This is a genomic window from Azonexus sp., assembly GCF_049652925.1.
Taxonomy (GTDB): domain Bacteria; phylum Pseudomonadota; class Gammaproteobacteria; order Burkholderiales; family Rhodocyclaceae; genus Azonexus.
In genome coordinates this window covers 100157-125305 of sequence record NZ_JBASFI010000039.1, presented here as the reverse complement: position 1 = coordinate 125305, position 25149 = coordinate 100157, and the positions used below count along the sequence as shown (strand labels likewise).

The window sequence follows — 25149 nt, the reverse complement described above, 5'->3', positions numbered from 1 at the left end:
CCCTCTGGCAAAACGGTTTGACGCGTGAGTGAGCCGCTCCACCACAAAACCCAAGTGATTTCGCCTGATGTGCGCGCGGCGCTCTATCACCGGCTGCACTGGCTGTGGCCGGTGCTCGCCGGGCGCAGCATTCGCGTCCTGGGCTGGGGGCTGTTCGCCGCCTGGCTGGCTTTTGCCGTCCTTGTGCTGACCTTGCGCTATGCGGTGTTGCCCAGGATTGGCGACTACCAGCTTGAGATCGAGCAGGCGGCAACGCGCGCCGTCGGGCAACCGGTCAGTATTGGCCGGATCGAGGCGCGCTGGCGGGGGTTGAATCCTGACCTGGTGCTGACTGACGTGGTCATTGCCGACCGTCAGGGCGCCCCGGCCTTCTCGCTGACCCGTGTCGAAGGTGTTCTGTCCTGGCAGACGCTGTGGCGCCTGCGCCCGACCTTGGCCCTGCTGGCTTTCGATGGCCCGGTGCTGCATGTCCGGCGCGACACCAACGGCAAGATCACGGTGGCCGGCGTCGATGCCGAAGGCGAGAGCGACCCGGCTTTTGGCGAGTGGGTGCTCGAACAGAAGCGCATCCGCATCCGCGATGCGACGATTGTCTGGGACGACCGGCTGCGCAAGGCGCCGCCGCTGGTCCTCGAAGACCTGCAGTTCGCCCTCGACAACAGCGGGCGCCGCCATCGCTTCGGTATCTCCGCCGCTCCGCCCGATGAGCTGGCCTCCCGCGTCGATATCCGTGGCGAGGTGAAGGGCGATCTCGGCGAGGCGCTCGAGCATTTGTCCGGACAGATTTTTGTCGAACTCGATTACGCCGATCTGGCCGGCTGGCGGGCATGGGTCGATTACCCGGTCAATCTGCCACAGGGGCGGGGCGCTTTGCGCATCTGGGGCGATCTCGACGAAGGGGCCGGCAAAGTGACAGCCGACGTGGCGCTCGAGGAATTACGCATCCGCCTTGGCCGCAAGCTCCCCGAACTTGACCTGGCCAGCATGCGTGGCCGTCTCGAAGGTCGTTACAAGGCTGATGAATGGGCGGTTTCCGGTCATCAGGTCGAACTGCAGACGCAGGATGGCATTCGCATCGCGCCGACCGACTTCAAGGTTGATTGGCGCCAGGACGCGGCCAGTACTGCGATCAATGGTAATGCCAGCGCCAGTTTTCTCGATCTGGCGGTGCTCGGCCGCCTCGCTTCCTATTTGCCGCTCGATGCACAGAGCCGGGACTTGTTGATCCGCCATCGGCCACAGGGCCAGATTGCCGAATTGAAGGCGAGCTGGTCGTTGGCCGGCGAAACGCTCAAGCGCTACAGTCTGAAGGCCGGCTTCCGTGAAATGGGCATCGAGGCGGACGGCATTTTCCCCGGCGCCGGCGGCGTTTCCGGAACGATCGATCTGACCGAAAAAGGTGGTGACCTGAAGCTGGATTCGGGGGTTTCCAGTCTTTCCCTGCCAGCGATTTTCCCTGAGCCGAACATCGCGCTCGATGCGCTGAAGGTCAAGGCGAGCTGGAAAAACTCGGCGCAGGGGACCGATATCAAGCTGGAAAAACTCGAATTCGCCGGCCCGGATGCGGCTGGTACGGCCCAGGGGACGTATCGCTACACCGGCGAAGGGCCGGGCGAAATCGATCTGACGGCCAGCGTCGACCGTGGTGAGGGAACTGCTGTCTGGCGCTACATGCCACACGCCGTCAATGCGGCGGCGCGCAACTGGATTCGGCGCGGCATCGTCGGCGGGCGTGGCTATGACGGCAAGCTCATCCTCAAGGGCAATCTCAAGGATTTCCCGTTCCGCGACGGCAAGGGTGGCAAGTTCATCGTCACCGCCAAGGCGACCGGTGCCAAGGTCGATTACGCCGACGGCTGGCCGGTCATCGACGACATCAATGCCGACATGAGCTTCGATACCGGCATGCGCATCAAGGCCAGCAAGGGCCGCATCCTTGGTGCCTCACTGGCCGACGTCAAGGTCGATATCCCGGATTTCGAGTCGCACGAGGAGATGTTGCTGGTCCGTGGCACGGCACTCGGGCCGACCAGCGAGTTCTTCCGCTTCATCGAGCAAAGCCCGGTGGCGGAGCAGATCGATCGTTTCACCGATGGCATGAAGGCAGTGGGCAATGGCAGCCTGAATCTCGAACTCGATATTCCGCTGCGTCACGCGCTCGATACCAAGGTACGTGGCGACTATCGTTTCCAGAATAATCAGCTCCAGCCTCTGGCCGGATTGCCTCCCCTGACGCAGGTCAACGGGCGCCTGTTGATAACGGAAAATACCGTCTCGGCAAAGGATATTGCCGGCCAGGTTTTTGGCGGGCCGCTCAAGGTGCAGGTCAAGAGCGCCGGCGACAAGGTTGGCGTGGTAGCCACCGGCACGGCCGGCATCGGCGAGGTGAGCAAGTATTTCGGCTGGCCGCTGATCAACCATCTGAGCGGCAATGCGGCGTGGAAGGCCGACATCAACATTCGTCGGCGCAATGCCGAAGTCGTCGTCGAATCGGACCTGCTCGGCATCAGCTCGCCGCTGCCCGAACCCTTGAACAAGAATGCGACCATGCCGCTCGCCCTGCGTATCGAGCGGACGGCGCCGGATGCCCCGCGCGAACAATACCGGATCACGCTCGGCAAGGTGGCCCAGGGCTTGATTGTCCGCAAGGGGGAGAGCTGGGAGCGGGGCGTTTTCGCTGTTGGCGATGCCGAGCCGCGCCTGCCGGAAAAGGGGCTGGCCGTGCGCGTGGCGACGTCGCGCATCGATGCCGATGCCTGGAAGAATTTCCTGCCCGAAGGGGCGACCGGCGACGCCGATAACGGTGGTCTGGCACTCAATGTGGTGACGCTGAAAACGCCGCAGCTACGCCTGTTCGAGCGCGATTACAACCAGGTTGATGTCAGCCTGCGGCCACGCGACAGCGGCTGGCAAATTGGTCTGAATACCCGTGAAGCAGTCGGAGAGGTGTTCTGGAAGAGTGCCGGCGAGGGCTGGGTAGAGGGCAATTTCAAGCGACTCATTGTGCGTCCGGCGACTGAGGCGATCGATGACGCGTCGTCGCTGATCAATACCCTGCCCGGGATGAGCCTGTCGGTCGATGATTTTCACCTCGGCGAGAAGGCGCTGGGCCGGCTCGAACTCAAGGCACGCAACGACAAGGGGGCCTGGCACCTCGATACCTTGAACCTTGAGAACCCGGATGGCGCTCTCAAGGGCAAAGGGGTGTGGACGCAGGGTGTTCGCCCGCAGACTCGGCTTGATTTCGAGCTGACCGCCAAGGATGTCGGCAAGCTGCTTGATCGTCTTGGCTACGGCGACACCGTCCGCCGCGGCAAGGCAAAACTGACCGGCGACCTGCAATGGAACGGGCCGCTGACCGGCATTCACTACCCGTCGCTGACCGGTCAACTGGCTGTCGAGGCCGAAAAAGGCCAGTTCAACAAGCTCGAACCGGGGGTCGGCAAACTGCTCGGACTGATTTCGCTGCAATCCCTGCCGCGCCGCCTGACCCTCGATTTCCGCGATATCTTCAGCGATGGCCTGGCTTTCGACAGCATCGAGAGCAAGCTGTCGATCCGCAAAGGCATCATGCGCACCGTCGAGCCGCTGCGCATCTCCGGGCCGGCTGCGCAGGTCGAAATGCGGGGCGAAACCGATCTCAAGGCAGAAACGCAGGACCTCCAGGTGGTCGTCCGGCCGGAACTCGGCGGGCTGGCCGCCGTCGGCGCCGCAGCACTGGTCAATCCGGCCATCGGGGCGGCGGCGCTGCTGGCCAATACCGTGCTGCAAAAACCGCTCAACCGGCTGTTCAGCTACCGCTATCATGTGACCGGCACCTGGGCCGATCCGCTCGTCGACAAGGCGGGTGAGTCGGTGCAGGACGTAAAACCCGAGCCAGAAGACGCCAGCAAACCCATGGAGAGCAAGCCTTGAGCAAGCAGAATTGCCGTATCGCCGCCGTGCAGATGATTTCCGGGCCGCGCGTTGCCGACAATCTGGCCACCGCCGGCCGGCTGATCGAGGATGCCGTTGGACAGGGCGCCCAGCTGGTCGTACTGCCCGAGTATTTTCCCATCATCGGCGCCGCCGATGCCGACCGGGTGCGGGCGCGCGAGGATTTTGGCGCCGGACCGATCCAGTCCTGGCTGGCCGAAATGGCGCAGCGCCACGGCATCTGGGTTGTTGCCGGTTCCCTCCCGTTGACCGCCAGCAGTCCGGACAAGATGCGCAATTCCAGCCTGGTCTACAACCCGGCTGGCGAATGTGTCGCGCGTTACGACAAGATTCACCTGTTCGGCTTCAAGAAGGGCGATGAGTCCTACGACGAGGCCAGCTTCATCGAGCCGGGCGATACGCCGGTCGCGGTCGATACACCGTTCGGCAAGGTCGCCCTGTCGATCTGCTACGACCTGCGCTTTCCAGAGTTGTACCGGGCCTTGGCGCCGGTCGATCTGATCCTCATGCCAGCTGCCTTCACGGAAACGACGGGCAAGGCGCACTGGGAAATTTTGCTGCGCGCTCGAGCCATCGAGAACCAGTGTTATCTTCTCGCTGTCGGACAGGGCGGGCGCCATGAAAATGGTCGCATGACACACGGCAACAGCATGATCATCGACCCGTGGGGCGAGATTCTCGACCGCAAATTGAAGGGGCCGGGCGTCGTCATCGCCGACCTCGATCACCAGCGCATTGCTGAAATTCGCGAGAGCCTGCCGGCGCTTGCACACCGCAAACTTTAAGGAAGTATTCATGACTCAAAACAGCGCGTTGGCCCAGGCCGAATCCCTGCTGCTGGCCCCCTTCTCGCTCAGCGAGGGCGACCTGTCGCGAACCTTCGGACAGATCCTGACCCACCAGGTCGATTACGCCGATCTCTATTTCCAGTATTCGCGTTCCGAGGCATGGAGCCTCGACGAAGGCATCGTCAAGTCGGGCAGCTTCAACATCGACCAAGGGGTTGGCGTCCGCGCCATCTCGGGCGAAAAAACGGCCTTTGCCTACTCCGACGACATCAGTTCGCAGGCGCTCGGCGATGCCGCCAACGCCGTGCGGGCGATTGCCGCGGCCGGCCAGAATTCAAAATTTGGCCAATTTTTCCCGTCGACCGTGGCAAGGTCGCTCTACGTGCCGAATGACCCGATTGCCTCGCTACCGGCCGAAGCCAAGGTCAAGTTGCTCGAACGCCTCGAAGGTTTCGCCCGGGCGCTTGACCCGCGCGTCCTCCAGGTCATGGCCTCGCTGGCCGGCGAGTACGAAGTGGTCCTCGTCGCCGGTTCCGACGGCCGTCTGGCCGCCGACATCCGGCCGCTGGTGCGCTGCTCGATCTCGGTCATCATCGAAGAAAACGGCAAACGCGAGCAGGGCTCGTCGGGCGGTGGCGGCCGTTTCGATTTCGGCTATTTCGACGACGAAATCCTCCAGCGCTATGCCAAGGAAGCAGTTCATCAGGCCGTGACCAACCTGCACGCCGATCCGGCCCCGGCCGGCCAGATGACTGTCGTGCTCGGTGCCGGCTGGCCTGGCATCCTGTTGCACGAAGCCGTCGGCCACGGCCTCGAAGGCGACTTCAACCGTAAGGGCAGTTCGGCCTTTTCCGGCCGGGTTGGCCAGCGCGTCGCCGCCGAGGGCGTCACTGTCATCGACGACGGCACGATTGCCGACCGGCGTGGCTCGCTCAACATCGACGACGAAGGCAATACGACGCAGCGCACCGTGCTGATCGAGGACGGCATCCTCAAAGGCTATCTGCAGGACAGCCTGAACGCCCGTCTCATGGGCGTTGCACCGACCGGCAACGGCCGGCGCGAATCCTTCGCCCATCTGCCCATTCCGCGCATGACCAACACCATGATGCTGGCCGGCAAGCATGATCCGGCGGAAATCATCAAGTCGGTCAAGAAGGGCATCTATGCCGCCAATTTCGGCGGCGGCCAGGTCGATATCACGAGCGGCAAGTTCGTCTTCTCGATGAGCGAGGCCTACCTCATCGAAGACGGCAAGGTGACGCGCCCGATCAAGGGCGCGACGCTGATCGGCAATGGTCCGGACGCGCTGACCCGCGTTTCGATGATCGGCAACGACCTCAAGCTCGACCCCGGTGTCGGTACTTGCGGCAAGGATGGACAGAGCGTTCCGGTCGGCGTCGGACAACCCACCTTGCGTATTGATGGACTGACGGTGGGTGGTACTGCATAATATCTAGTCACATTGTTGAGGTGATTTGATGCGCGGACTATTCATTTTGGCCTGTTTTTTTGCAAGCACTTCGGGGTATGCCCAGTCTGACCCCGCTTTGCAGGAACGCCTGAAGAGCATCGGTTCCGACCCGGTGGCACTGCGTTCGGCGGTCGATGCAGGGAAGAAGGTCACTTTCTTCTGCGCCAATTGTCACGGCGAAGACGGTATCAGCAAGACGGCCGAGGTGCCCAACCTGGCCGGCCAGAACCCGGCCTACCTGCTTGAGCAGATCCGCAAGTTCGGCAGCGGCGAACGCAAGGACCAGTTCATGCAAGGCCTGATCAAGGTCCTCAAGGGCGACGAGCGCATTCAGGTCGCCCACTACTACGCCAGCGTCAAGGTGCCGCCGTCCGTCGCCGACAACAGCCAGGTGCCGCGCGGCAAGGAGCTGTTCGCCAAGCTGTGCGTTCGCTGCCATGGCGAACAGGCTCGTGGCAACGAGCTGTATCCCCGTCTGGCCGGCCAGAAAGTGCCGTACCTAAAAAGCTCGATCACCCGTTATCGTGACATGACCGGCGTGCGCAACAACCAGTTGATGTCGATTGCCACGGCAACCCTCAAAAACGAAGACATCACGGCGATTGCCAATTACCTGACGCAGATGCCCTGATCGACGGATTTACCGTCGTGTGACATTGTTGATACGTATCATGGTCTTGCGGCAAATGCCGCGGCTATCCTCTTGGCTCGAAAAAAGCCATCCCGGGAGGCCTCGTGAAGACCGTACTGTCTGCGTTGCTCGCACTTTTCCTTACCTTGGCCGGCCATGAGGCGCTGGCCCAGATTAGCGATATCAATTCGGCTATCAACAAGGCGGGGCGGCAACGCATGTTGTCGCAGCGCATGGCCAAGGCCTATTTCCAGATTGGCCAGCAAATCGATGTTGACCGTAGCAAGAAGGTTCTCGATGGCTCGATTGCCGTTTTCGACCGGCAGTTGGTCGAGTTGAAGAACTACGCGCCGACGCCGGAGATCAAGGAAACCTACCTCAAGCTCGAAAAATCCTGGCTGGCCTACAAGGATGTACTGGTCGGGGCGACGCCTTCCCCGGAAAACGGGCGCAAGGTGCTGGCCATTTCCGAGGAAGTGCTAGAGCTGGCGCATCAGGCCACCCTCCAGCTGGAAAAGAAGTCGGGCTCGAACGCAGGCCGTCTGGTCAATTTATCGGGCCGTCAGCGCATGTTGTCGCAACGCATGGCCAAGTATTACCAAGCCGCTTCGTGGGGCATCGGCGACACTGGCGGCACGGCCAATCTGGGCAAGGCCCGCCAGGATTTTTCCGCCGCGTTGCAGGAACTGGCTGGGGCACCGGCCAACACGACTCTGATCAACGATAGCCTTGGCCTCGTCAAGCAGCAGTGGATTTTCTTCGAGAGCGCCCTCAACCAGAAAACCGGCGGCGACAAGCGGGCACAGCTGGCCGTGGCGACAACCAGCGAACGTATTCTCGATGAGATGGAGGGCGTCGTCGGCCTTTACGAAAAGCTGCCGAAGTAGCCGGAACTGGCTGAATTGCCGCGTGTTCGCAGGCGGCCAGCGCGAAATCTTCCATGGGCATCCGGTAGAATGCTGGGTTTTCAGCATTTCTGAATGGGGCTGGCCATGACGCCGCATAGCACGCAAACGAGCAAACCGAATACCGACGACCTGCGCATCAAGGAAATCAAGGAACTGGTGCCACCGGCCCACGTTTTCCGCGAATATCCGGTTTCCACCCGCGCCGCCCAAACAACCTACGCCGCTCGTCAGGCGATTCACCGTGTCCTGCATGGTGCCGACGACCGCCTGCTCGTTGTCATCGGCCCCTGCTCGATCCACGACCATGACCTGGCCATGGATTACGCCAAAAAGCTGGCCAAGGAGGCCGAAAAATACGCTGAAGACCTCATCGTCGTCATGCGCGTCTATTTCGAAAAGCCGCGCACCACGGTCGGCTGGAAAGGCCTGATCAATGATCCGCGCATGGACAACACCTTCCGTATCAACGAAGGCCTGCGCCTGGCCCGGCGCATCCTGCTCGAAATCAACGAGCTCGACCTGCCGTGCGCCACTGAATTCCTCGACACCATCACGCCGCAATACACCGCCGACCTCATCGCCTGGGGCGCCATTGGCGCCCGCACCACCGAATCGCAGGTGCATCGCGAGCTGGCTTCCGGCCTGTCCTGCCCGGTCGGTTTCAAGAACGGTACTGACGGCAACATGCGCATCGCCGTCGACGCCATTCGCTCGGCCAATTCACCGCACCATTTCCTGTCGGTGACCAAGTCCGGCCACACCGCCATCGTGTCGACGACCGGCAACGAGGACTGCCACGTCATCCTGCGCGGCGGCAAGGAACCGAATTACGACGCCGCCAGCGTCGATGCCGCATGCACCGAAATCGCTAAGTCCGGCCTCGCTGCCCGGCTCATGGTCGATTTCTCGCACGGCAACAGCCGCAAGCAATTCAAGCTGCAAATGGAAGTCAGCGACAGCGTCGCCGCCCAGCTGACCGCCGGTGAAGACCGCATCGTCGGCGTCATGGTCGAGTCGCACCTCGTCGAAGGCCGCCAGGACATCGTCCCGGACAAGCCGCTGACCTACGGCCAGAGCGTCACTGACGCCTGCATCAACTGGGAAGACAGCGTCAAGGTGCTCGATCAGCTGGCCGCCGCCGTGCGCGCCCGGCGGGTGTCCGAAGCGGCCGAATAGGCCTTCCCGACTTGGCTGGGTGCGGGCAGCAAGCGGCAAAGCTGCGGCCTCAACTGATTCTCCCCGAGCCCTGAATTCTGGCCCGATTGGCGCAAGCCGGTCGGGCCTTCGTGTTTCTGGCTCGCCTGTTTCCGGCTCAGTCAGCGAAATTCGGGCGGCGCTTCTCGCGCTGGGCGGCGATGCACTCGCCGAGATCAGCCGAGAGCAGCATCGCTGCATTCCAGCCGGCGACAAAATTGAGGCCGTCGGCCACCGAGTGGTCACGGCTGAAATTGAGCACGTCCTTGCAGCCGCGAATAGCCAGCGGCGACTTGGCGGCGATGGTTTGGGCGATTTTCCGGACTTCCACGGTCAACCGGGAAAAATCGCCAAATTTGAAATTGATCAGGCCAAGTTTTTCCGCTTCTTCGGCGTCTACATTGCGGCCGGTGTACGCCAATTCGCGCGCCATGCCTTCGCCGATCAGACGCGGCAGGCGCTGCAGGGTGCCGACGTCGGCGACCATGCCGAGATCGATTTCCTTGATCGAAAAAACCGCATCCGGCGCCGCGTAGCGCATGTCGCAACAGGTCACGAGATCCAGCGCGCCGCCAATGCAGGCGCCCTGGATAGCGGCGATAACGGGCTTGCGGCAACGTTCGATGCTGCTCAGGCAATCCTGCAAGTCGAGGATCAGCCGGCGCAGCATTTCGCGGCTGCGGGCGCCATCGGCGTGAGCGATTTGTTGCTGGATGCCGCTCAGCATGGCGAGGTCGATCCCGGCGCAAAAGTTCTTCCCTTCGCCGCTCAGAATGGCGACGCGGGCTTCCGGCGTGGCATCGACCCATTCGAAAGCCAGACGGATTTCCTGCCACATCGCCTCGTTCATCGCATTCGACTTGTCCGGCCGATTTAGGCGGACTTCGGCGACGTGATCGACCAGCGTGACGGCGAGGGTGCTGAATTGGGGGGGATTCATCGGCTGGTCTCCTGATGCCTGGGTTTTTTGCCGATGTTACGCCAGTCCGGCGCTGCCCGCTCAGGCCATCCCGGCCAGCGCCGCGGCGAGGTCGGCGTTGTCGTCGTCGCCACCGCCGCCGGCATGGATGTTCTGGCTCTCGATGCTGACGGCGTAGCCGGCGATGCGCAGTTGCTCGGCCCAGTGTTCGGCGACCTGGCGCGAGTCGTGCCAGGGGCCGTGCTCGATGATCGGGCGGTCGGTGCCGGTGCGGTAGCTTGTCTTGACGCGGTACACGGTTTAACCAGGAGGGGCGTGGATGGCCGGCCGGGGCGCGCTAGGCGGCATTCTTGCCCTTTTGCCAGAGCACATCGCCGCGGCCGCCGGCCCGGTTGAGGGCGCGGCCGAGGATGAAGAGCAGGTCGGAAAGTCGGTTGATGTAGCGGCGGGCCGCTTCGGAGAGCGGCTCGGCACCGTGCAGGCGGACCATGGAACGTTCGGCGCGGCGGCAGACGGTGCGGCTCAGGTGGGCGAGCGCGGCGGCGCGCGTGCCGCCAGGCAGAATGAATTCCTTGAGCATCGGCAGGTCGGCGTTGAAGGCTTCGGCCTGCGTTTCGAGGCGGGCAACCTGGGCGTCCTTCATGACTTCCATGCCGGGCAGGCAAAGTTCGCCGCCGAGGTCGAAGAGGTCGTTCTGGACATCGAGCAGGGCGGCGCGCATGGCTTCCGGCATGTCTTCGCAGAGCAGTACGCCGAGGCTGGAGTTCAGCTCGTCGACCTCACCGATGGCGTCGATGCGCAGGCTGTCCTTGGTCGTCCGGCTGCCATCGCCGAGGCCGGTCGTGCCAGCGTCGCCGGTGCGGGTGACGATCTTCGACAGGCGGTTGCCCTTGCGTTCATGTTCGGTGTCGTTCACGGTGCTTTCTCCAGAGTCAGTGCAGATTATACTTTTGGTCCGCACTACAGACAGCCATCCTTATGCCCCAGTTCGCTGCCAATCTCAGTTTTTTATTTACCGACACAGCTTTCCCTGAGCGTTTCGAGCGGGCGGCGGCGGCCGGCTTTCAGGGTGTTGAGTATCTTTTTCCCTACGACTGGCCGGCCCGCGATGTCGCGGAATGGCTCAAGGCGGCCGCTGTCGAGCAGGTTCTGTTCAATCTGCCGCCCGGCGACTGGGCGGCCGGCGAGCGTGGTCTGGCCTGTTTGCCGCACCGCCAGGGCGAATTCGCCGAAAGCGTCGAGCAGGCGCTCAATTACGCGATGGTCCTCGACTGCGAACGCGTGCATTGCATGGCCGGGCTTCGTCCCGCTGGCGTTGGCGAGATGGAGCTGGAAGCGACCTACATCGCCAACCTGCAATTTGCTGCCGACCGCTTTGCCACCGTCGGCGCGACGGTGATGATCGAGCCGATCAACAGCCGCATCGACATGCCGGGCTACTGGCTGGACGACGTGAACAAGGCGCTACGCCTGCTTGACGCCATCGACCGCCCCAACGTCAAACTGCAACTCGATCTCTATCACGCGCAGATCATTCAGGGCGACCTGGCGCGAACCATCGAAGCCAACATCGGGCGTATTGGCCACGTCCAGATCGCCGACAACCCGGGACGCCACGAACCGGGCACCGGCGAAATCAACTATCGGTTCTTGTTCGATCTGCTTGATCGTCTCGGTTACGCTGGCTGGGTCGGCTGCGAATACAAGCCGCTGACGACGACCGAAGCGGGTCTCGGCTGGATCCCTAAGTGACCCCGCGCGAAATCCTCCGCCGGCTCTTCGATGCGGCAATCGCCGCCGCCGATCCGGCGCTGCGCGTGCCGCCGCATTTACCGCCGGACGATGGTGGCCGGCTCATCGTCATCGGTGCCGGCAAAGCCTCGGCGGCGATGGCGCGGGCCGTTGAGCAACATTGGTCCGGGCCGCTCGAAGGAACGGTCGTGACGCGCTACGGCCACGGCGTGCCGTGCGAGCGAATCCAAATCATCGAAGCCTCACACCCGGTACCCGACGCCGCCGGCGAGGCAGCAGCCCATTTCATTTTTGAGCAAATTTCCCGGTTGACCGTGGAAGACCGCGTTCTGGCGCTGATTTCTGGCGGTGGCTCGGCCTTGCTCGCCGCCCCGGCGCCCGGCGTCACGCTGGCCGAAAAGCGGGCGCTCACCTCGGCGCTGCTCCGCTCGGGGGCGAGCATCGGCGAGATCAACTGCGTGCGCAAACACCTGTCTGCGCTCAAGGGCGGGCGCCTCGCTGCTGCCGCCTGGCCGGCCTCGGTGCTGACCCTGGCCATTTCCGACGTGCCCGGCGACGACCCGGCGGTCATCGCTTCCGGCCCGACGGTCGGCGATCCGACGAGCTGTGCCGATGCGCTGAAGGTGCTCGATTTTCACCACATCGCCATCCCGTCCGACCTGCGCCGCCGCCTCGAGTCCGGCGAGCTCGAAACGCCCAAGCCGGGCGATCCGCGTCTGGCCAACAGCGCTTTCCGCCTGATCGCCAGCCCGCGCCAGATGCTCGAAGCGGCCGCCGCCGAGGCGCGCCAGCTCGGCATCACGCCGCTCATCCTCGGCGACGCCATCGAAGGCGAGGCGCGCGAGGTTGGCAAAGTCATGGCCGGCATGGCGCGTTCCTGCGGTCAACACGGTTTTCCGGCCCAAAAGCCCTGCGTCCTGCTCTCCGGCGGCGAAACGACGGTGACCATGCAAGGCGATGGCCGCGGCGGGCGCAACACCGAATTCCTGCTCAGCCTGGCCCTGGCGCTCGACGGCGCGCCGGGCATCCACGCTCTGGCCGCGGACACTGATGGCATTGACGGGAGCGAAGACAACGCCGGCGCCTTCGTCACGCCCGACACGCTGGCCCGGGCCAAGGCGGCCGGACTCGATCTGCGCGCCCGGTTGGCCAACAACGACGCGTGGACCTGCTTTTCCGAACTCGACGACCTGCTGGTCACCGGCCCGACGCGAACCAACGTCAACGACTTTCGCGCCCTGCTGATCGTCTAGACCACCCGGTTTCGGCCGTGCCGCTTGGCGGCATAGAGTTTGCTGTCGCACTCGGCGATGACGTCGCGCACCAGATGGCTGTCGACCACCGAATAGCTGCGCGGCGAGATTTCGGTGACGCCGAAACTGGCGCTCAGCGCAATCGCCGGCTCGCCGGCCAGCGGCGTGTCGTGAATCCGCTGGCGCAGCTTTTCGGCCAAAAGGTGGGCCGGCGCATCGCCGGTCGAGGGCAGGACGAGGAGGAATTCTTCCCCGCCATAGCGAAAAACCAGGTCGGACTGGCGCAGTGTGTCGCGCACCAGGGTCGCGATGTGCTCGAGGGCGCGGTCACCGGTATTGTGGCCGTGCGCGTCGTTCAGCTTCTTGAAATGATCAATGTCGAACATGACCAGACTGAAGGCGGTCTCGGTGGCTTTGGCGATCTCCATCTGGGTGATGATCACCCGGTCGAGGAAGCGCCGGTTGAGGAAACCGGTCAGCGGGTCCTTGTTGTAAATGCTCATGATGACGATGCTGTTGAGCAGCGAAATTTCGTTGCCGAGTTCCAGCGAGTAGGTTTCCGCCTTTCTCAGCAGCGCGTAGATCGGGCCGCTGGACCGCCGGTGCTCCATGATGGCGCAGATCTCGGTGATCACATGGTGTAGCGACTGATGCAGTTTGCAGATCTGGGCAAGATGGTTTTTGTCGCGGATCAGTTCGGCGCCGTCGCCGTTCAGCCAGGTCCCGAAGGCGCAGCGCAGGTGGTCGAGTTCCGGCATGGCCGTTGGGCTGCGGGCGGTGACGGCGGCAAGCAGCTGGGCGATCCACTCGAGATGGCTCTCGAAATAGATCAGGATGTTCTTGTCGCTCAGGACGCGGATATGGCTTAGCCGCGAATGGTTGCGGGTGCTCAGGCGCTGCAGGAACACGCGCAGATAAGCGGCGGCGAAGGCTTCTTCCATTTCCTCGAACAGCGTGAAGATGGCCTTGGCATCGTCAAGCGCACTGCGCTCGAGAACCAGTTTGACGATCAGGTTCCTGAGCACACCGAACTGATGCGAAAACAGCATGAACGGCGTTCCGTCCCGCGCCAATTCCTCGATCATCTGCTGGCACTCGCTCTTCTCTCCGTGATTGAGCGCCTTGTCGAGGCAGTCCTTGATCCGCGGCCAAGCGACATTGACGCTGTCGACGACCAGGGCTTCATCCGGCGGGTCCAATGCCAGTTGCTCGTCCAGTTCGCCAAGCAATCGTTTGAGCAGGGCGGCGTTGTCGGGGTTGCTCCAGAGTTCCATGGTTCATCGTTCCTGAAATGCGCTTCGCGTCTTCGGAATCCGAACGCTCGACAATCGGCAATTATATCGGCGAAAACACCGATATTGACGCTGAAAATCCATTCTGGATAAGCGCTGGCGCGATGGCGGGCGGGGGTTCCGCGGCTTGTCGGTAATCCTTATGCAGTGGCCCGTGGTCGGATTAGAATGCGCCGATGGATAACGTTGAAACCCCTTTCCTGACTGACCGTATCGCTCTGGCTCGCGAGTTGAAGCGCATTCTGCCGGCACACTGTCTGCTCAGCGCGGAGGAGGACCTGCGCCCTTACGAATGCGACGGTCTCACCGCCTACCGTGAACTGCCGCTGGCCGTCTGCCTGCCGGAAACCGAGGCACAGGTCATCGACATCCTGCGCACCTGCCACCAGCTGGGTGTGCCAGTAGTCGCCCGCGGTGCGGGCACGGGGCTGTCCGGCGGCGCCATGCCACACGCCCAGGGCGTCGTGCTGTCGCTGGCCCGTTTCAACAAGATTTTGCGTGTCGACCGCACGGCCCGTCTCGCCGTCGTTCAGCCCGGTGTGCGCAACCTCGCCGTCTCCGAAGCTGCCGCGCCTTTCGGTCTCTACTACGCGCCCGACCCGTCATCGCAAATCGCCTGCACGCTGGGCGGCAACGTCGCCGAGAACTCGGGTGGTGTGCATTGCCTGAAATACGGATTAACTGTTCATAACGTCCTGCGCATCCGCGTCGTCAGCATCGAAGGCGAGGTTTTCGAGATCGGCTCGGAAGCGCCGGATGCGGCGGGCTACGACCTGCTGGCCCTGCTCATCGGCTCCGAAGGCATGCTCGGCGTGGTCACCGAAGTCACCGTCAAACTGGTTCCCAAGCCGGAACTGGCGCAGGTCGTCATGGCTTCGTTTGCAGATGTCGCCAAGGCCGGCGACGCCGTGGCCGCGATCATCGCCGCCGGCATCATCCCGGCCGGGCTGGAAATGATGGACAAGGCCGCCACCGCCGCCGTCGAACCGTTTGTGAAAGCCGGCTACGACATGAACGCCGAAGCCATCCTGCTCTGCGAGTCGGACGGCACGCCGGAAGAGGTCGCCGAGGAAATCGCCCGCGTCACCGAGGTTTTGAACGCCGCCGGTGCCAGCGACATCCGCGTCTCGCAGTCCGAAGCCGAGCGCCTGCGTTTCTGGGCCGGGCGCAAGGCGGCGTTTCCCGCCGTCGGTCGCATCACGCCCGACTACTACTGCATGGACGGCACGATCCCGCGCAAGCGGCTAGCTGAAATGCTCTCGGCCATCGCCGCCATGGAGACAAAATACGGTCTGCGTTGCGCCAACGTTTTCCACGCCGGCGACGGCAACCTGCATCCGCTGATCATGTACGACGCCTCGCAGCCGGGAAACTGGGAACGCGCGGAAGCCTTCGGCGCCGAAATCCTCGAATTGTCGGTCGCGCTCGGCGGTTCGATCACCGGCGAACACGGCGTCGGCATCGAGAAAATCAACCAGATGTGCGTCCAGTACGCGACGCCGGAAATCGAAGCCTTCCACCGCGTCAAGGCCGCCTTCGACGAAAGCGGCCTGCTCAACCCCGGCAAGGCCGTGCCCAGCCTGCACCGCTGCGCTGAATACGGCCGCATGCACGTCCATCATGGCGACGTGAAATTTCCCGAGCTGGAGCGCTTCTGATGCAACTCGACGAGATTGTTCAGGCCGTCAAAACAGCGCATGGCAACCGCACGCCGCTGCGCATCCGCGGCGCCGGCAGCAAGGATTTCTACGGCGGTCTGCTGGCCGGCGATGTGCTCGACGTCTCGGGCCATCGCGGCATCGTCGCCTACGAGCCGACCGAGCTCTACGTCACCGCCAAATGCGGCACGCCGCTCACCGAGGTCGAGGCCGCGCTGGCCGAAAAAGGCCAGATGCTCGCCTTCGAGCCGCCGCATTTCAGCGGCGCCACGGTCGGCGGCTGCGTCGCCGCCGGCCTCTCCGGCCCGCGCCGGCAGCAGGCCGGCGCCGTGCGCGATTTCGTGCTCGGCGTAAAACTGGTCGATGGCACCGGCCAGATGCTGAATTTCGGCGGCCAGGTCATGAAAAACGTTGCCGGCTACGACGTGTCGCGCCTCATCGCCGGCAGCCTCGGTACGCTCGGCGTCATCGCCGAAGTGACGCTCAAAGTGCTGCCCAAACTGGTGGCCGAAACGACGCTGGTTTTTGACTGCGATGCGGACGAGGCTATTCGCCGGCTTAACGAATGGGGCGGCCAGCCGCTACCGATTTCGGCGTCCTTCTGGCACGACGGCCAGCTTTGGCTGCGCCTTTCCGGCGCACGGGCCGCAGTCGAGGCGGCTACGAGCAAGCTCGGCGGCAATTCCACGGTCAACCCGGAAAAACACTGGAATTCGATACGCGAACAAACGCATCCCGCCTTCGCCGCCAGCCCGCTGTGGCGACTGGCCGTGCCGTCAACCGCGCCGTCACCCGAACTAGACGGCCTGTGCGCCATTGAGTGGGGCGGGGCTTTGCGCTGGTATGCCGGCGCAGTCGATGGTGATCACGCGGCCGTTCGTGCCGCTGCGGCTCGCCTCGGGGGCCACGCCGTGCTCTACCGGGCGCCGGAATCGCTGCGCTGCCTCGAAGGGCCCTTTGCGCCGCTGCCGCCGGCCTTGCTGGCCCTGCATCGTCGCCTCAAAAAAGCCTTCGACCCGCAGGGCATCCTCAACCCCGGCCGCCTCTACGCGGAGTTCTGATGGATACCAAACTCACCGCCGAACTGCGCGCCACCCACGCCGGCCAGATCGCCGAGGAAATCCTGCGCAAGTGCGTCCATTGCGGCTTCTGCACGGCCACCTGTCCGACCTACCAATTGCTCGGCGACGAACTCGACGGCCCGCGTGGCCGCATCTACCTCATCAAGCAGGTGCTCGAAGGCAAGGACGTTACCGACAAGACGCGCACCCACCTCGATCGCTGCCTGACTTGTCGTTCTTGCGAAACGACCTGCCCGTCGGGCGTCAAATACAGCCATCTGCTCGATGTCGGACGCATGGTCGTCGAGGCAAAACTGCCGCGCCGTTTCGCCGACCGCGTGACACGCGCGCTGCTCAGAACCGTGTTGCCCAACCCCGCGCTGTTTGGCCCGGCAGTCGCCCTTGGTCGGGCGGTTCGGCCGCTCTTGCCGACCGCACTTGCCGACAAATTGCCGCCCGCTCAGCCATCGGGCGCACCGTGGCCGAAGCGGGTTGCCCGCGCACGCCGTATGCTGGCGCTGGCCGGTTGCGTTCAGCCTTCGCTCGCTCCCAACATAAACGCGGCGACGGCACGCGTTTTCGACAAGCTGGGGATCGAACTGTTTGAAGAAGCCAAGGCCGGCTGCTGTGGCGCCGTGCGTTTTCACCTCAATGACCAGGAAGCGGCCAAAAACGACATGCGCCGCAACATCGAGGCTTGGTGGCCGCACATCGAAGCAGGTGTCGAAGCCATCGTCGTCACCGCCTCCGGCTGTGGCGTGCAGCTCAAGGATTACGGCCACATCCTGGCCGATGACACGGTCTACGCCGAAAAAGCGGCGAAAATCAGCTCTTTGAGTCGCGACCCATCAGAGATTCTGGCGGCGGAAAAAGCGGCCTTGCTGCCCTTGCTGGCCAGCCACCCGGAAAAGCGCGGCAAGCTGGCCTTCCATTCGCCGTGCACGCTGCAGCATGGCCTGCAGATTCGCGGCAGCATCGAGGTCCTGCTACAGGCCGCCGGCTACGAATTGACACCGGTCGCCGACAGCCATCTGTGTTGTGGTTCTGCCGGCACTTATTCCGTCCTGCAGCCCGAGCTGGCGAAAAAGCTGCGCGCCAACAAGCTGGCCGCCCTCAATGCCGGTGGCCCGGCGCTGGCGGCGACAGCCAATATCGGTTGCCTGACTCACTTGCAGGCGGGTAGCACGCTGCCCGTGCGGCACTGGATTGAATTGATTGACGAGGCAATGGCATGACTCAGGACGTAACATCCGTATTCGAAATCACCCAGTCGCTCGGCGCCGACGATTCAGCGCGCATCAAGCGCCTGCTTGAGAACGGCGTCAAGATTCCCGCCCAGCCGCGCGTCCTCGAAGAGCTGCGCCAGCTCATCAGCCGCAGCGAGCTCGATGTCCGGTTGCTGGCCCGCGTCATCAACAAGGATCCGGGGCTGACGGCGATGCTTTTCAAAGTCGTCGGTAGTTCAGCCTACCGCCAGCATCAGCCATTCGATTCCGTCGAAGCCGTCCTCCATGCCGTCGGTGTCCGCCAGACTTTCAACCTGGTGCAGGCCATTGCCCTGTCCGGGGCAGGCGAGATCAAGAAAAACCGGCGGGTCTACGAGGCCTTCTGGGCCCGCTCGCATGCTGTCGGCCAGTTGGCCATGCTGATTGCCGACGAGCGGGTCGCCGTCTGCAACATCTTTCCCGATCAGGCTTACCTGGCCGGCATCTTTCACGATTGTGGCGTGCCCCTGCTCATGCAGCGCTTCCCGACCTATTGCGCCGAGATGAAACTCGGTGCGCCCGGCATCTGGATCGACCTGGCCGAAGAGGACCGGAAATTCAATGCCGATCATTGTGTCGTCGGCTACCTGGTTGCCCGCCACTGGCACTTGCCGGAGTTCATTTGCGATGCCATCCGCTTTCACCATGCCATCAGCGAACTGGGGCAGCACGAAGCGCGCAGCATGGTTGCCATCGTTCAGCTTGCCGTCGATATCTACTATCGCGATCAGCGCATCGCCAGCCCCGAATGGGAGCGGGTAAAGAGCGACGTGCTGCCCGAACTGGGGCTCAGTGAGGAGGCCTTGCCCGAGTTTGTCGATATCGTTCTTGAACGATTCGGTTGCGCCGTAGAGGCCTGAATGCCCGCACTAAAAGCAAGGCCGGACACAGTGTTAATAGTCGCTCAACCCTTCCGTGATAAGCTTCCTCGCAAAAAGGGGATTGGATGTCCATAGCACTCGACGCCTGCGCGGCGCAGCACCAAGGGGATCGCAAGGAACAACAGGATCGCGTGGCGATCCTTCCGCACGCCCGGAAACGTGGCGTCGCGCTGGCTGTCGTCGCCGACGGCATGGGCGGCCACACCGGCGGCGCACTGGCCGCTGAGCAGGTCGTGCATACCGCCAAAACCAATCTCGACCAGTTTTCAGCGGTTGATGAAAGTCCCCAGCGCATGCTTGAAAATGCCATGCGTGAAGCGCACACGATGATCAAGGCATCGCGTTTCATGAATGAAATGGACCCGCACAGCACCGCCGTGATGCTGCTCCTGCAACCGGGAAAAATCACCTGGGGGCACTGCGGAGACAGCCGGATCTACCATTTTCGCGGCAACAAGCCGGTCGAACGCTCGGTCGATCACTCCTATGTCGAGTTTCTCCTGTCAACCGGGAAAATCACCGCCGAGCAGGCGCTGACCCATCCCAACCGCAATGTGCTGCTGGCCTCGCTCGGCGGTCAGGACGATCCGAAAATCACCCTTTCGGAAACCGTTGATCTTGTTGCCGGCGACGCCTTCGTGCTTTGTTCGGATGGCCTCTGGGGCTATTTCGACGACGAAGAACTCGGCACGCTGGTCGCACAGAATTCAGCTCGGCAAGCCTGCGAAATTCTGATCGACGTGGCCCGAAGGAGGGCCAAGGGGAGTGGCGACAATCTGTCGCTGGCAATCATCAAGTTGATTGAAGCGCTGCCGGCCAAGGGGGCTGCGGCGCGGGGCTGAGTCTTTGCTCTGTGCTATGTGCGCACATGGCGCTTTCCAGGGAATTGGCTTGGGGTTCCGCCCTCGCGGTGCTGGTGCCTCTTCGTGACCCTTGTTTTCCGCGCTTGAGGCGCGGGCGTACTTTCTTCTTGCTTCGCCAAGAAAAAGTACGCCCGCCAAGAAGGCGGAACCCCAGCCAATTAACCAGAAATAATCCAGCGCCAGACAGGCGCCGATTCGTCCTTCCTACTTGCGGCCGAGCCCACCGAGCAGTGCAGCAACAACCCGCTTCGGCTTGTGTGGATCTACCTTGGCTGCTGCCGTGGCTGAATCCGGCACATCGCCCCGTGGCGAGTTGTCTTCGTAGGGCTTGCTGAAGTCGAAACCGTCAGCGGCGATCATCGGGTTGCGACGCGGCGGACGGCGATCCGAACGCTCGTTGCGTTCCGGACGGCTGGTGCGTTCGCTACGTTCGTTGCGCTCGGGGCGCTCGCCACGTTCCGGCCGCTGGGCGACCGGGGCGATGACTGGCGCGCTGCGTTTTTTCTTGTTCCCCGGTGGGTATTCGTATTCCGCTTCCGGCTCGAAACCGGCGACTTCGACCTGTTCGATCGGTCGCTTGATGAGTTTTTCGATATCGACCAGATAGACGACTTCGCGGGCGCTGACCAGCGAGATGGCGTTGCCCAGCTTGCCGGCGCGGCCGGTGCGGCCGATGCGGTGCACGTAGTCTTCCGGGGTGTGCGGCAACTCGTAGTTGATGACGTAGGGCAGGTCGTCAACGTCGAGGCCGCGGGCGGCGACGTCGGTGGCAATCAGGGCGTCGGTTTCGCCGCTCTTGAAGGCTTCGAGGGCCTTGATGCGTTCGAGCTGGCTCTTGTCGCCGTGGATGGCGTCGGCCTTGATGCCGGCGCGCTGTAGTTCGCGGGTCAGGCGCGAGCAGCCCTGCTTGGTCCGCATGAAGACGAGGCACTGGCGGATTTCGGCCGATTTGAGCAGTTTTATCAACAGGCCGCGTTTGCCGAATTCGGAAACCGGATGGACGCGGTGGGTGATGTTTTCCGAGACCTGGTTGCGGCGGGCAACCTCAATCAGGATCGGCGACTTGAGCATGCTGTCGGCCAGTTTCTTGATTTCTTCCGAGAAGGTGGCGGAGAACAGCAGGCTTTGGCGCTGGGCCGGCAGCATGTTGAGGATGCGCGTAACGTCGGGGACGAAGCCCATGTCGAGCATGCGGTCGGCTTCGTCGAGAACGAGTGCCTGAACGGAATTGAAGCTGACGCTCTTGTTTTCGACGTGATCGAGCAGGCGGCCGGGGGTGGCGACGAGGATTTCGACGCCTTTTTTCAGTTCGGCGATCTGCGGCCGGATATCGACGCCACCGAAGGCACACATGGAACGGATCGGCGTGTGCTTGCTGTAGGTCTTGACCGACTCGTAGACCTGCATGGCCAGTTCGCGGGTCGGCGCGAGGATCAGGGCGCGGACCGGGTGCTTGGCCGGCGACGGGCTGCTGCTGGCAAAGGGCAGGATGCGCTGCAGGATGGGCAGCGTGAAGGCAGCCGTCTTGCCGGTGCCGGTCTGGGCCCCGCCCATGATGTCCTTACCGGAGATAACCAGCGGGATGGCCTGGGCCTGGATCGGCGTTGGCTTGGTATAGCCCTCGTCGAGCACGGCGCGCAGGAGTTCGGGCGCCAGGCCGAGGTCGGCAAAGGTGATTTCGGGCACTGCATCGGCAGCGATGATGATGGCGTTCTCGCCAGCTAAGGTATTGATTTCAGACATGGGGCATGATTATACGCTTACCAGCCCTTTAGTACCCGGATGCTTGAGGCCCGGTCGGAAATCGGTCAGGGCTTGGTCGCCAGGCGCGCTGGCGGTCAAAGATCGGCAATCAACTCTTCGAGGCGCTGACGGCTGATGGGTTTGACCAGCACATCGTCGAACCCTTCGGCGAGCAAGCGCTCACGATCTTCCGGGAAAGCGTGGGCGGTATAGGCCACGATGTACAAGGGCGGGCTTGTCTCAGCCGCCCGTAGCCGGGCGCAAGTGTCTTCGCCGGAAAGACCGGGCATGCTGATGTCGAGCAATACGAGCCGGAATCGATGGTTGGCGGCCAGCGTCAGTGCTGCACTGCCGCTCTCTGCCTCCATGACCATCCAGCCGAGCTTCTTGAGTATGGCAGAGGCGAGCAGGCGGTTGGTGGGGTGGTCGTCTACGACCAGTGCGTTACGTTGTTCCGTCATGACTGATATCCAGTGGCAGGTAAACCGTGAAAGTTGATCCGACGCCGACTTCGGATTCCAGCGTGACCTTCCCCCCCATATGTTCTGCCAATTGCCGGACGAGCGCCAGTCCTAGTCCGGTTCCCCCGTGTTCGCGGGTCAGGAAGTTCTCCAGTTGCTTGAACTTCTCGAAAATCGTTTCGCGGCTTTCCGGCGGGATGCCCGGGCCGGTATCGCGAACGGCAAAGGCGACGGCTTGGCCGACGCGACTGATACTGAAGCTGATCCGGCCGCTATCGGTGAATTTGACGGCGTTGCTCAGCAAGTTGTTCAGGATCTGGCGCAGGCGGGTCGGGTCGGTGGTGATTTCGGAGGGCAGATCGTCAGCGAGTTGGAGTTCGAACTGCAAGCCTTTTGCCTCGGCGCTTACCTGATGGCCGGCGGCGCTTTCGCCAACCACGTCGGCGAGCGATATGGCAATTTTGTTGAAACGCATTTCGCCCGATTCGATCTTGGCGAGGTCGAGAATTTCGTTGACCAGATTGAGCAGATGGCCGCCGCTTTGCTCGATGATTTCGACATAGCCTTGATGTTCGGGGTTTTCCAGTTCGCTTTTGAGCAACTCGGCAAAGCCGAGGATGCCGTTGAGCGGGGTGCGCAGTTCGTGCGACATGGTGGCCAGGAAAGCCGATTTTTGCCGGCTGGCTTCCTCTGCTTTCTCCCGCGCTTCTTCGAGTCGATTGAAGGATTCTTCGACCGAGTCGGCCATCCGGTTGAAGGAGCGGGAAAGTTCACCCATTTCGTCGGAAGAGCCGGCATCCAGACGGCGTTTCCGGTCGCCTTCCTGGAAGGCGTGGATGCCCGAGATCATCGCCGTGATGCGCCGGGTCAGCAGCCCGGCCATCCAGATGGCAATGCCGATAACGATGGCCACCATGAGCAGGGTCGAGGTCCACAGGCCGATGCCGGTCGAGGTCAGGCTCTCGGCGATATGGTCGAGCAGTTCGCCGCGCTGGATGGCCAGGCTGGCATCCTTTTCTTCGACAAGTCGGTTGATCCTGCCTGCCGTATCGGTCGCCGCCTTGTGGAAATCATCAACATTGGCGCCGATGGTGACGAAGCCGAAACCCTGTGGTGACTTGCCGTACTGGCCGGTGTAATAGGGGATGGCGGCAGCGGTGGTCAGTTTCCACAGGCCGGAGAAAAAGATGACGAAGGAGCCCGATCCGCCATGTTCGGTCAGCGCATTCCAGCCGTCGCATTGCGGCGAGAAATTGAGGTAGCGACAATCGAGGCCGACCGTGCCGGCCTTGACCAGCTCCTTGGCCGGTTTGAGTTTCAGGTTCTGGTTGCGGAATGAGGGAATGCCGGCCAGGAACTCATGGGAAGGCTTGCCGCCGGCCTGCCATTCGGCATACAGGTTGGCGTCCATCCACGGCGTGGCCGGCAGGCCGGTCTGCGGGTCGTAGCCGACAATGAAATAGTCGCGCGGATGGGAAATCGAGCGGCTCTTGTAATCCCAGATGAAGGCGTAGTTGCCCTTGATGGCGTCGGCGATTGGCGTATAGCGTTCGTCGGTTGGCATCAGACGGTCCGAGAACTGGCGGATGTGGTCGTGATCGAGGGCGAGCGTGACATAGCCGACGGTCTGGCCACCCCTGACGACCGGCATGGCCCAGCGGACAATGCCGCGGAAACGCTTGCCGACGGGGTTTTCGGTGCCGGCATAGGCCGACTCTTCCGGAGTGAAGGGTTTGCCGGCTTTTTCCAGGGCGACCGGCAGGTAGGGGCCGATGGCCTGCGTCGGGACGTAGGCGCCGATGACGTCGGAAACGTAGATTTCGCCGGTCTTGAGCTTTTTCAGTTCGGGGAAATAGGTCTCTGCCTTGACGAAGGTATTGCTACGGTCGACGACGTTTTTAAGGCTTTTTTCCGTTAGCTGGCCGGTAGTGACCTTGATTTTCTCATTGCCGTTGAGATCGATAAAAGTCATTTCGACGAACAGCGGCCGTTGCTCGATTTCACCAAAATATTCCGGTGGGCGGGTGTGGAAATCCCTGGCGTTGTCGGCCAGTACCGGGCGGGTGACCTTGGCTTCGCGGATGACCGGGGTTTCGGGGACCCACGATTGGCCATCGTCGGCCAGCTTCCATGGACCATGTTGATAGATCGGCCGGCTCCGTTCGCTCAGGAAACGGCGGAATGCAGCCTCGGAGGGTTCCAGTCCGGAGGCTTGCCGGATATCGCTGTCGCGGTCATGCAGAAAAGTGGCGATTTCCTTGGCGGCGTCGGTGGTCAGCGACTCGATGGCCTCGCGCGAGCGCTGGTCGAGGGCGCGAATGGAGTCGTCGGTAACGGTCTTGCCGACTGTTTTGATGGTCGAGAGCATGGCGTCGGCCATGCTGCCCGCCTTGACTGAAACGTCTTCGCCAAGCTGAGTGGTGGCATACCAGGCAAATCCAGCCAGCAAAAGGAGCGGAACAACCTTGATCAGCACAAAGATGCCGATCAGCTTGCCGCGAATGCCGCCCAGAAATGCTGGTAATTTCATGTCGCCTGCCTTCCGGTCGCGTTCGACGAGATGTGCTTGTCAGACCTTAGTGTTTCTCGGCCTTTGGCTCGGGATCTGCCTTGGCTTCGGTCTTTGATTCTGTTTTGGACTCTGCCTTCGTATCGCTTTCGCTGGCCGCCTCCTGGGCTTTCTTCTTTTTCTTGCTGCCCGGGCCTTCCGGCGGAGGCAGTTGCGGCGCTATCGTTTCCAGCTTGTTCTCGCGCATGTATTCGTCCATCTCGCGCCAGCCGGTGTAGATACCGGCCTTGGGCAACCAGCCGTAGATCGAATAGCAGTCCTCGATGGCGCGGCCGGACTGGCGGCAGGCGCTGCCAACGGCTTTGGCTTCCTGCTCGGCCTTGGCTTCTTTTTTTGCCGGATCTTCGAGGCCGAGCTTCTGGCTGACCTGGTCGCAGGCGCTTAGTCCGAGAACGGCGAGAATAAGGAAAATTCGCTTGATCATGCGGGGGATTTTCGCATATCTGCGAAAAGTGTGGGGCGTGTGTCGTGGCGCACGGCTTTATAATTTGGGTCTTTAAG

General features: G+C 62.6%; 21 protein-coding genes. 13 read left to right on the top strand and 8 right to left on the bottom strand.

All coding sequences use genetic code 11. The annotated features are described in order from the left end of the window. Positions 1–24 precede the first annotated feature (24 nt). The 6 genes from WBK19_RS18435 (at position 25) to aroG (ending at position 8913) form a co-directional block, all read left to right on the top strand. The gene (locus tag WBK19_RS18435) at positions 25–3915 is read left to right on the top strand and encodes a YhdP family protein (protein ID WP_511292361.1); all 3891 of its coding nucleotides are present in this window, start codon (positions 25–27) and stop codon (positions 3913–3915) included. Beyond that, positions 3912–4721, top strand: a complete 810-nt coding sequence (locus tag WBK19_RS18430) for a carbon-nitrogen hydrolase family protein (RefSeq protein ID WP_511292359.1) — start codon at positions 3912–3914, stop codon at positions 4719–4721. Before WBK19_RS18435 ends, WBK19_RS18430 begins: the two co-directional genes overlap by 4 nt. Before the next feature lie 10 nt (positions 4722–4731). Continuing rightward, positions 4732–6177 (top strand): metalloprotease TldD, encoded by a 1446-nt coding sequence (tldD, locus tag WBK19_RS18425; RefSeq protein WP_511292357.1) that lies wholly within the window; start codon positions 4732–4734, stop codon positions 6175–6177. Between the two features lie 28 nt (positions 6178–6205). Continuing rightward, positions 6206–6829 (top strand): c-type cytochrome, encoded by a 624-nt coding sequence (locus WBK19_RS18420; RefSeq protein ID WP_511292355.1) that lies wholly within the window; start codon positions 6206–6208, stop codon positions 6827–6829. A gap of 104 nt (positions 6830–6933) precedes the next feature. Then, positions 6934–7716, top strand: a complete 783-nt coding sequence (locus WBK19_RS18415; protein WP_511292353.1) for a type IV pili methyl-accepting chemotaxis transducer N-terminal domain-containing protein — start codon at positions 6934–6936, stop codon at positions 7714–7716. A 105-nt stretch (positions 7717–7821) separates the two neighbouring features. Beyond that, positions 7822–8913 carry a 3-deoxy-7-phosphoheptulonate synthase AroG gene (gene aroG / locus WBK19_RS18410; protein WP_511292351.1) on the top strand — a complete coding sequence of 364 codons (1092 nt, stop codon included), beginning with the start codon at positions 7822–7824 and terminating at the stop codon, positions 8911–8913. Between the two features lie 136 nt (positions 8914–9049). Here the strand turns inward: aroG and WBK19_RS18405 are convergent, their stop codons facing one another. The 3 genes from WBK19_RS18405 to WBK19_RS18395 are packed head-to-tail and all read right to left on the bottom strand — an operon-like array spanning position 9050 to position 10766. After that, positions 9050–9871: a crotonase/enoyl-CoA hydratase family protein gene (locus tag WBK19_RS18405; protein WP_511292349.1), complete on the bottom strand. Its 822-nt coding sequence runs from the start codon at positions 9869–9871 to the stop codon at positions 9050–9052. A gap of 60 nt (positions 9872–9931) precedes the next feature. Next, a complete protein-coding gene (locus WBK19_RS18400; protein ID WP_511292347.1) occupies positions 9932–10147 on the bottom strand; it encodes a hypothetical protein in 216 nt (71 codons plus the stop codon). A gap of 40 nt (positions 10148–10187) precedes the next feature. Next, positions 10188–10766 carry a cob(I)yrinic acid a,c-diamide adenosyltransferase gene (locus tag WBK19_RS18395; RefSeq protein WP_511292345.1) on the bottom strand — a complete coding sequence of 193 codons (579 nt, stop codon included), beginning with the start codon at positions 10764–10766 and terminating at the stop codon, positions 10188–10190. Between the two features lie 62 nt (positions 10767–10828). On the opposite strand from WBK19_RS18395, the gene hyi reads away from it, so the two are divergent. Next, positions 10829–11602: a hydroxypyruvate isomerase gene (gene hyi, locus WBK19_RS18390; protein WP_511292343.1), complete on the top strand. Its 774-nt coding sequence runs from the start codon at positions 10829–10831 to the stop codon at positions 11600–11602. After that, positions 11599–12855: a glycerate kinase type-2 family protein gene (locus WBK19_RS18385; RefSeq protein WP_511292341.1), complete on the top strand. Its 1257-nt coding sequence runs from the start codon at positions 11599–11601 to the stop codon at positions 12853–12855. The genes hyi and WBK19_RS18385 overlap by 4 nt, the downstream gene beginning before the upstream one ends. Here WBK19_RS18385 and WBK19_RS18380 read toward each other — a convergent pair. Continuing rightward, complete coding sequence (locus WBK19_RS18380; protein WP_511292339.1) at positions 12852–14129, bottom strand: GGDEF domain-containing protein; 1278 nt, start codon at positions 14127–14129, stop codon at positions 12852–12854. The two genes, WBK19_RS18385 and WBK19_RS18380, sit on opposite strands and share 4 nt — an antisense overlap. Positions 14130–14323: 194 nt before the next feature. Between WBK19_RS18380 and WBK19_RS18375 the strand changes: the two genes are divergently transcribed. The 5 genes from WBK19_RS18375 (at position 14324) to WBK19_RS18355 (ending at position 19854) form a co-directional block, all read left to right on the top strand. After that, positions 14324–15805: an FAD-linked oxidase C-terminal domain-containing protein gene (locus WBK19_RS18375; protein ID WP_511292337.1), complete on the top strand. Its 1482-nt coding sequence runs from the start codon at positions 14324–14326 to the stop codon at positions 15803–15805. Continuing rightward, the gene (glcE, locus tag WBK19_RS18370) at positions 15805–16866 is read left to right on the top strand and encodes a glycolate oxidase subunit GlcE (protein WP_511292335.1); all 1062 of its coding nucleotides are present in this window, start codon (positions 15805–15807) and stop codon (positions 16864–16866) included. Before WBK19_RS18375 ends, glcE begins: the two co-directional genes overlap by 1 nt. Beyond that, positions 16866–18101, top strand: a complete 1236-nt coding sequence (gene glcF / locus WBK19_RS18365) for a glycolate oxidase subunit GlcF (protein ID WP_511292333.1) — start codon at positions 16866–16868, stop codon at positions 18099–18101. The genes glcE and glcF overlap by 1 nt, the downstream gene beginning before the upstream one ends. Further along, positions 18098–18991, top strand: a complete 894-nt coding sequence (locus WBK19_RS18360; protein WP_511292331.1) for an HDOD domain-containing protein — start codon at positions 18098–18100, stop codon at positions 18989–18991. Before glcF ends, WBK19_RS18360 begins: the two co-directional genes overlap by 4 nt. An 86-nt stretch (positions 18992–19077) precedes the next feature. Then, positions 19078–19854 (top strand): PP2C family protein-serine/threonine phosphatase, encoded by a 777-nt coding sequence (locus WBK19_RS18355; RefSeq protein WP_511292329.1) that lies wholly within the window; start codon positions 19078–19080, stop codon positions 19852–19854. 225 nt (positions 19855–20079) lie between these two features. Here the strand turns inward: WBK19_RS18355 and WBK19_RS18350 are convergent, their stop codons facing one another. The 4 genes from WBK19_RS18350 to WBK19_RS18335 form a co-directional block, all read right to left on the bottom strand. Then, positions 20080–21552, bottom strand: a complete 1473-nt coding sequence (locus WBK19_RS18350) for a DEAD/DEAH box helicase (RefSeq protein ID WP_511292429.1) — start codon at positions 21550–21552, stop codon at positions 20080–20082. Between the two features lie 161 nt (positions 21553–21713). Continuing rightward, the gene (locus tag WBK19_RS18345; RefSeq protein WP_511292327.1) at positions 21714–22079 is read right to left on the bottom strand and encodes a response regulator; all 366 of its coding nucleotides are present in this window, start codon (positions 22077–22079) and stop codon (positions 21714–21716) included. Then, complete coding sequence (locus tag WBK19_RS18340) at positions 22063–24609, bottom strand: sensor histidine kinase (protein ID WP_511292325.1); 2547 nt, start codon at positions 24607–24609, stop codon at positions 22063–22065. Before WBK19_RS18340 ends, WBK19_RS18345 begins: the two co-directional genes overlap by 17 nt. Positions 24610–24655: 46 nt before the next feature. Next, complete coding sequence (locus tag WBK19_RS18335; RefSeq protein WP_511292323.1) at positions 24656–25072, bottom strand: hypothetical protein; 417 nt, start codon at positions 25070–25072, stop codon at positions 24656–24658. Positions 25073–25149: the final 77 nt, after the last annotated feature.

Excerpts from the sequence above, each read along its gene's own strand:
- tldD (WP_511292357.1), top strand. The coding sequence starts at position 4,732 with ATGACTCAAAACAGCGCGTTGGCCCAGGCCGAATCCCTGCTGCTGGCC.
- WBK19_RS18420 (WP_511292355.1), top strand. The coding sequence starts at position 6,206 with ATGCGCGGACTATTCATTTTGGCCTGTTTTTTTGCAAGCACTTCGGGG.
- aroG (WP_511292351.1), top strand. The coding sequence starts at position 7,822 with ATGACGCCGCATAGCACGCAAACGAGCAAACCGAATACCGACGACCTG.
- WBK19_RS18405 (WP_511292349.1), bottom strand. The coding sequence starts at position 9,871 with ATGAATCCCCCCCAATTCAGCACCCTCGCCGTCACGCTGGTCGATCAC.
- hyi (WP_511292343.1), top strand. The coding sequence starts at position 10,829 with ATGCCCCAGTTCGCTGCCAATCTCAGTTTTTTATTTACCGACACAGCT.
- WBK19_RS18380 (WP_511292339.1), bottom strand. The coding sequence starts at position 14,129 with ATGGAACTCTGGAGCAACCCCGACAACGCCGCCCTGCTCAAACGATTG.
- WBK19_RS18375 (WP_511292337.1), top strand. The coding sequence starts at position 14,324 with ATGGATAACGTTGAAACCCCTTTCCTGACTGACCGTATCGCTCTGGCT.
- glcE (WP_511292335.1), top strand. The coding sequence starts at position 15,805 with ATGCAACTCGACGAGATTGTTCAGGCCGTCAAAACAGCGCATGGCAAC.
- glcF (WP_511292333.1), top strand. The coding sequence starts at position 16,866 with ATGGATACCAAACTCACCGCCGAACTGCGCGCCACCCACGCCGGCCAG.
- WBK19_RS18360 (WP_511292331.1), top strand. The coding sequence starts at position 18,098 with ATGACTCAGGACGTAACATCCGTATTCGAAATCACCCAGTCGCTCGGC.
- WBK19_RS18355 (WP_511292329.1), top strand. The coding sequence starts at position 19,078 with ATGTCCATAGCACTCGACGCCTGCGCGGCGCAGCACCAAGGGGATCGC.
- WBK19_RS18345 (WP_511292327.1), bottom strand. The coding sequence starts at position 22,079 with ATGACGGAACAACGTAACGCACTGGTCGTAGACGACCACCCCACCAAC.
- WBK19_RS18340 (WP_511292325.1), bottom strand. The coding sequence starts at position 24,609 with ATGAAATTACCAGCATTTCTGGGCGGCATTCGCGGCAAGCTGATCGGC.
- WBK19_RS18335 (WP_511292323.1), bottom strand. The coding sequence starts at position 25,072 with ATGATCAAGCGAATTTTCCTTATTCTCGCCGTTCTCGGACTAAGCGCC.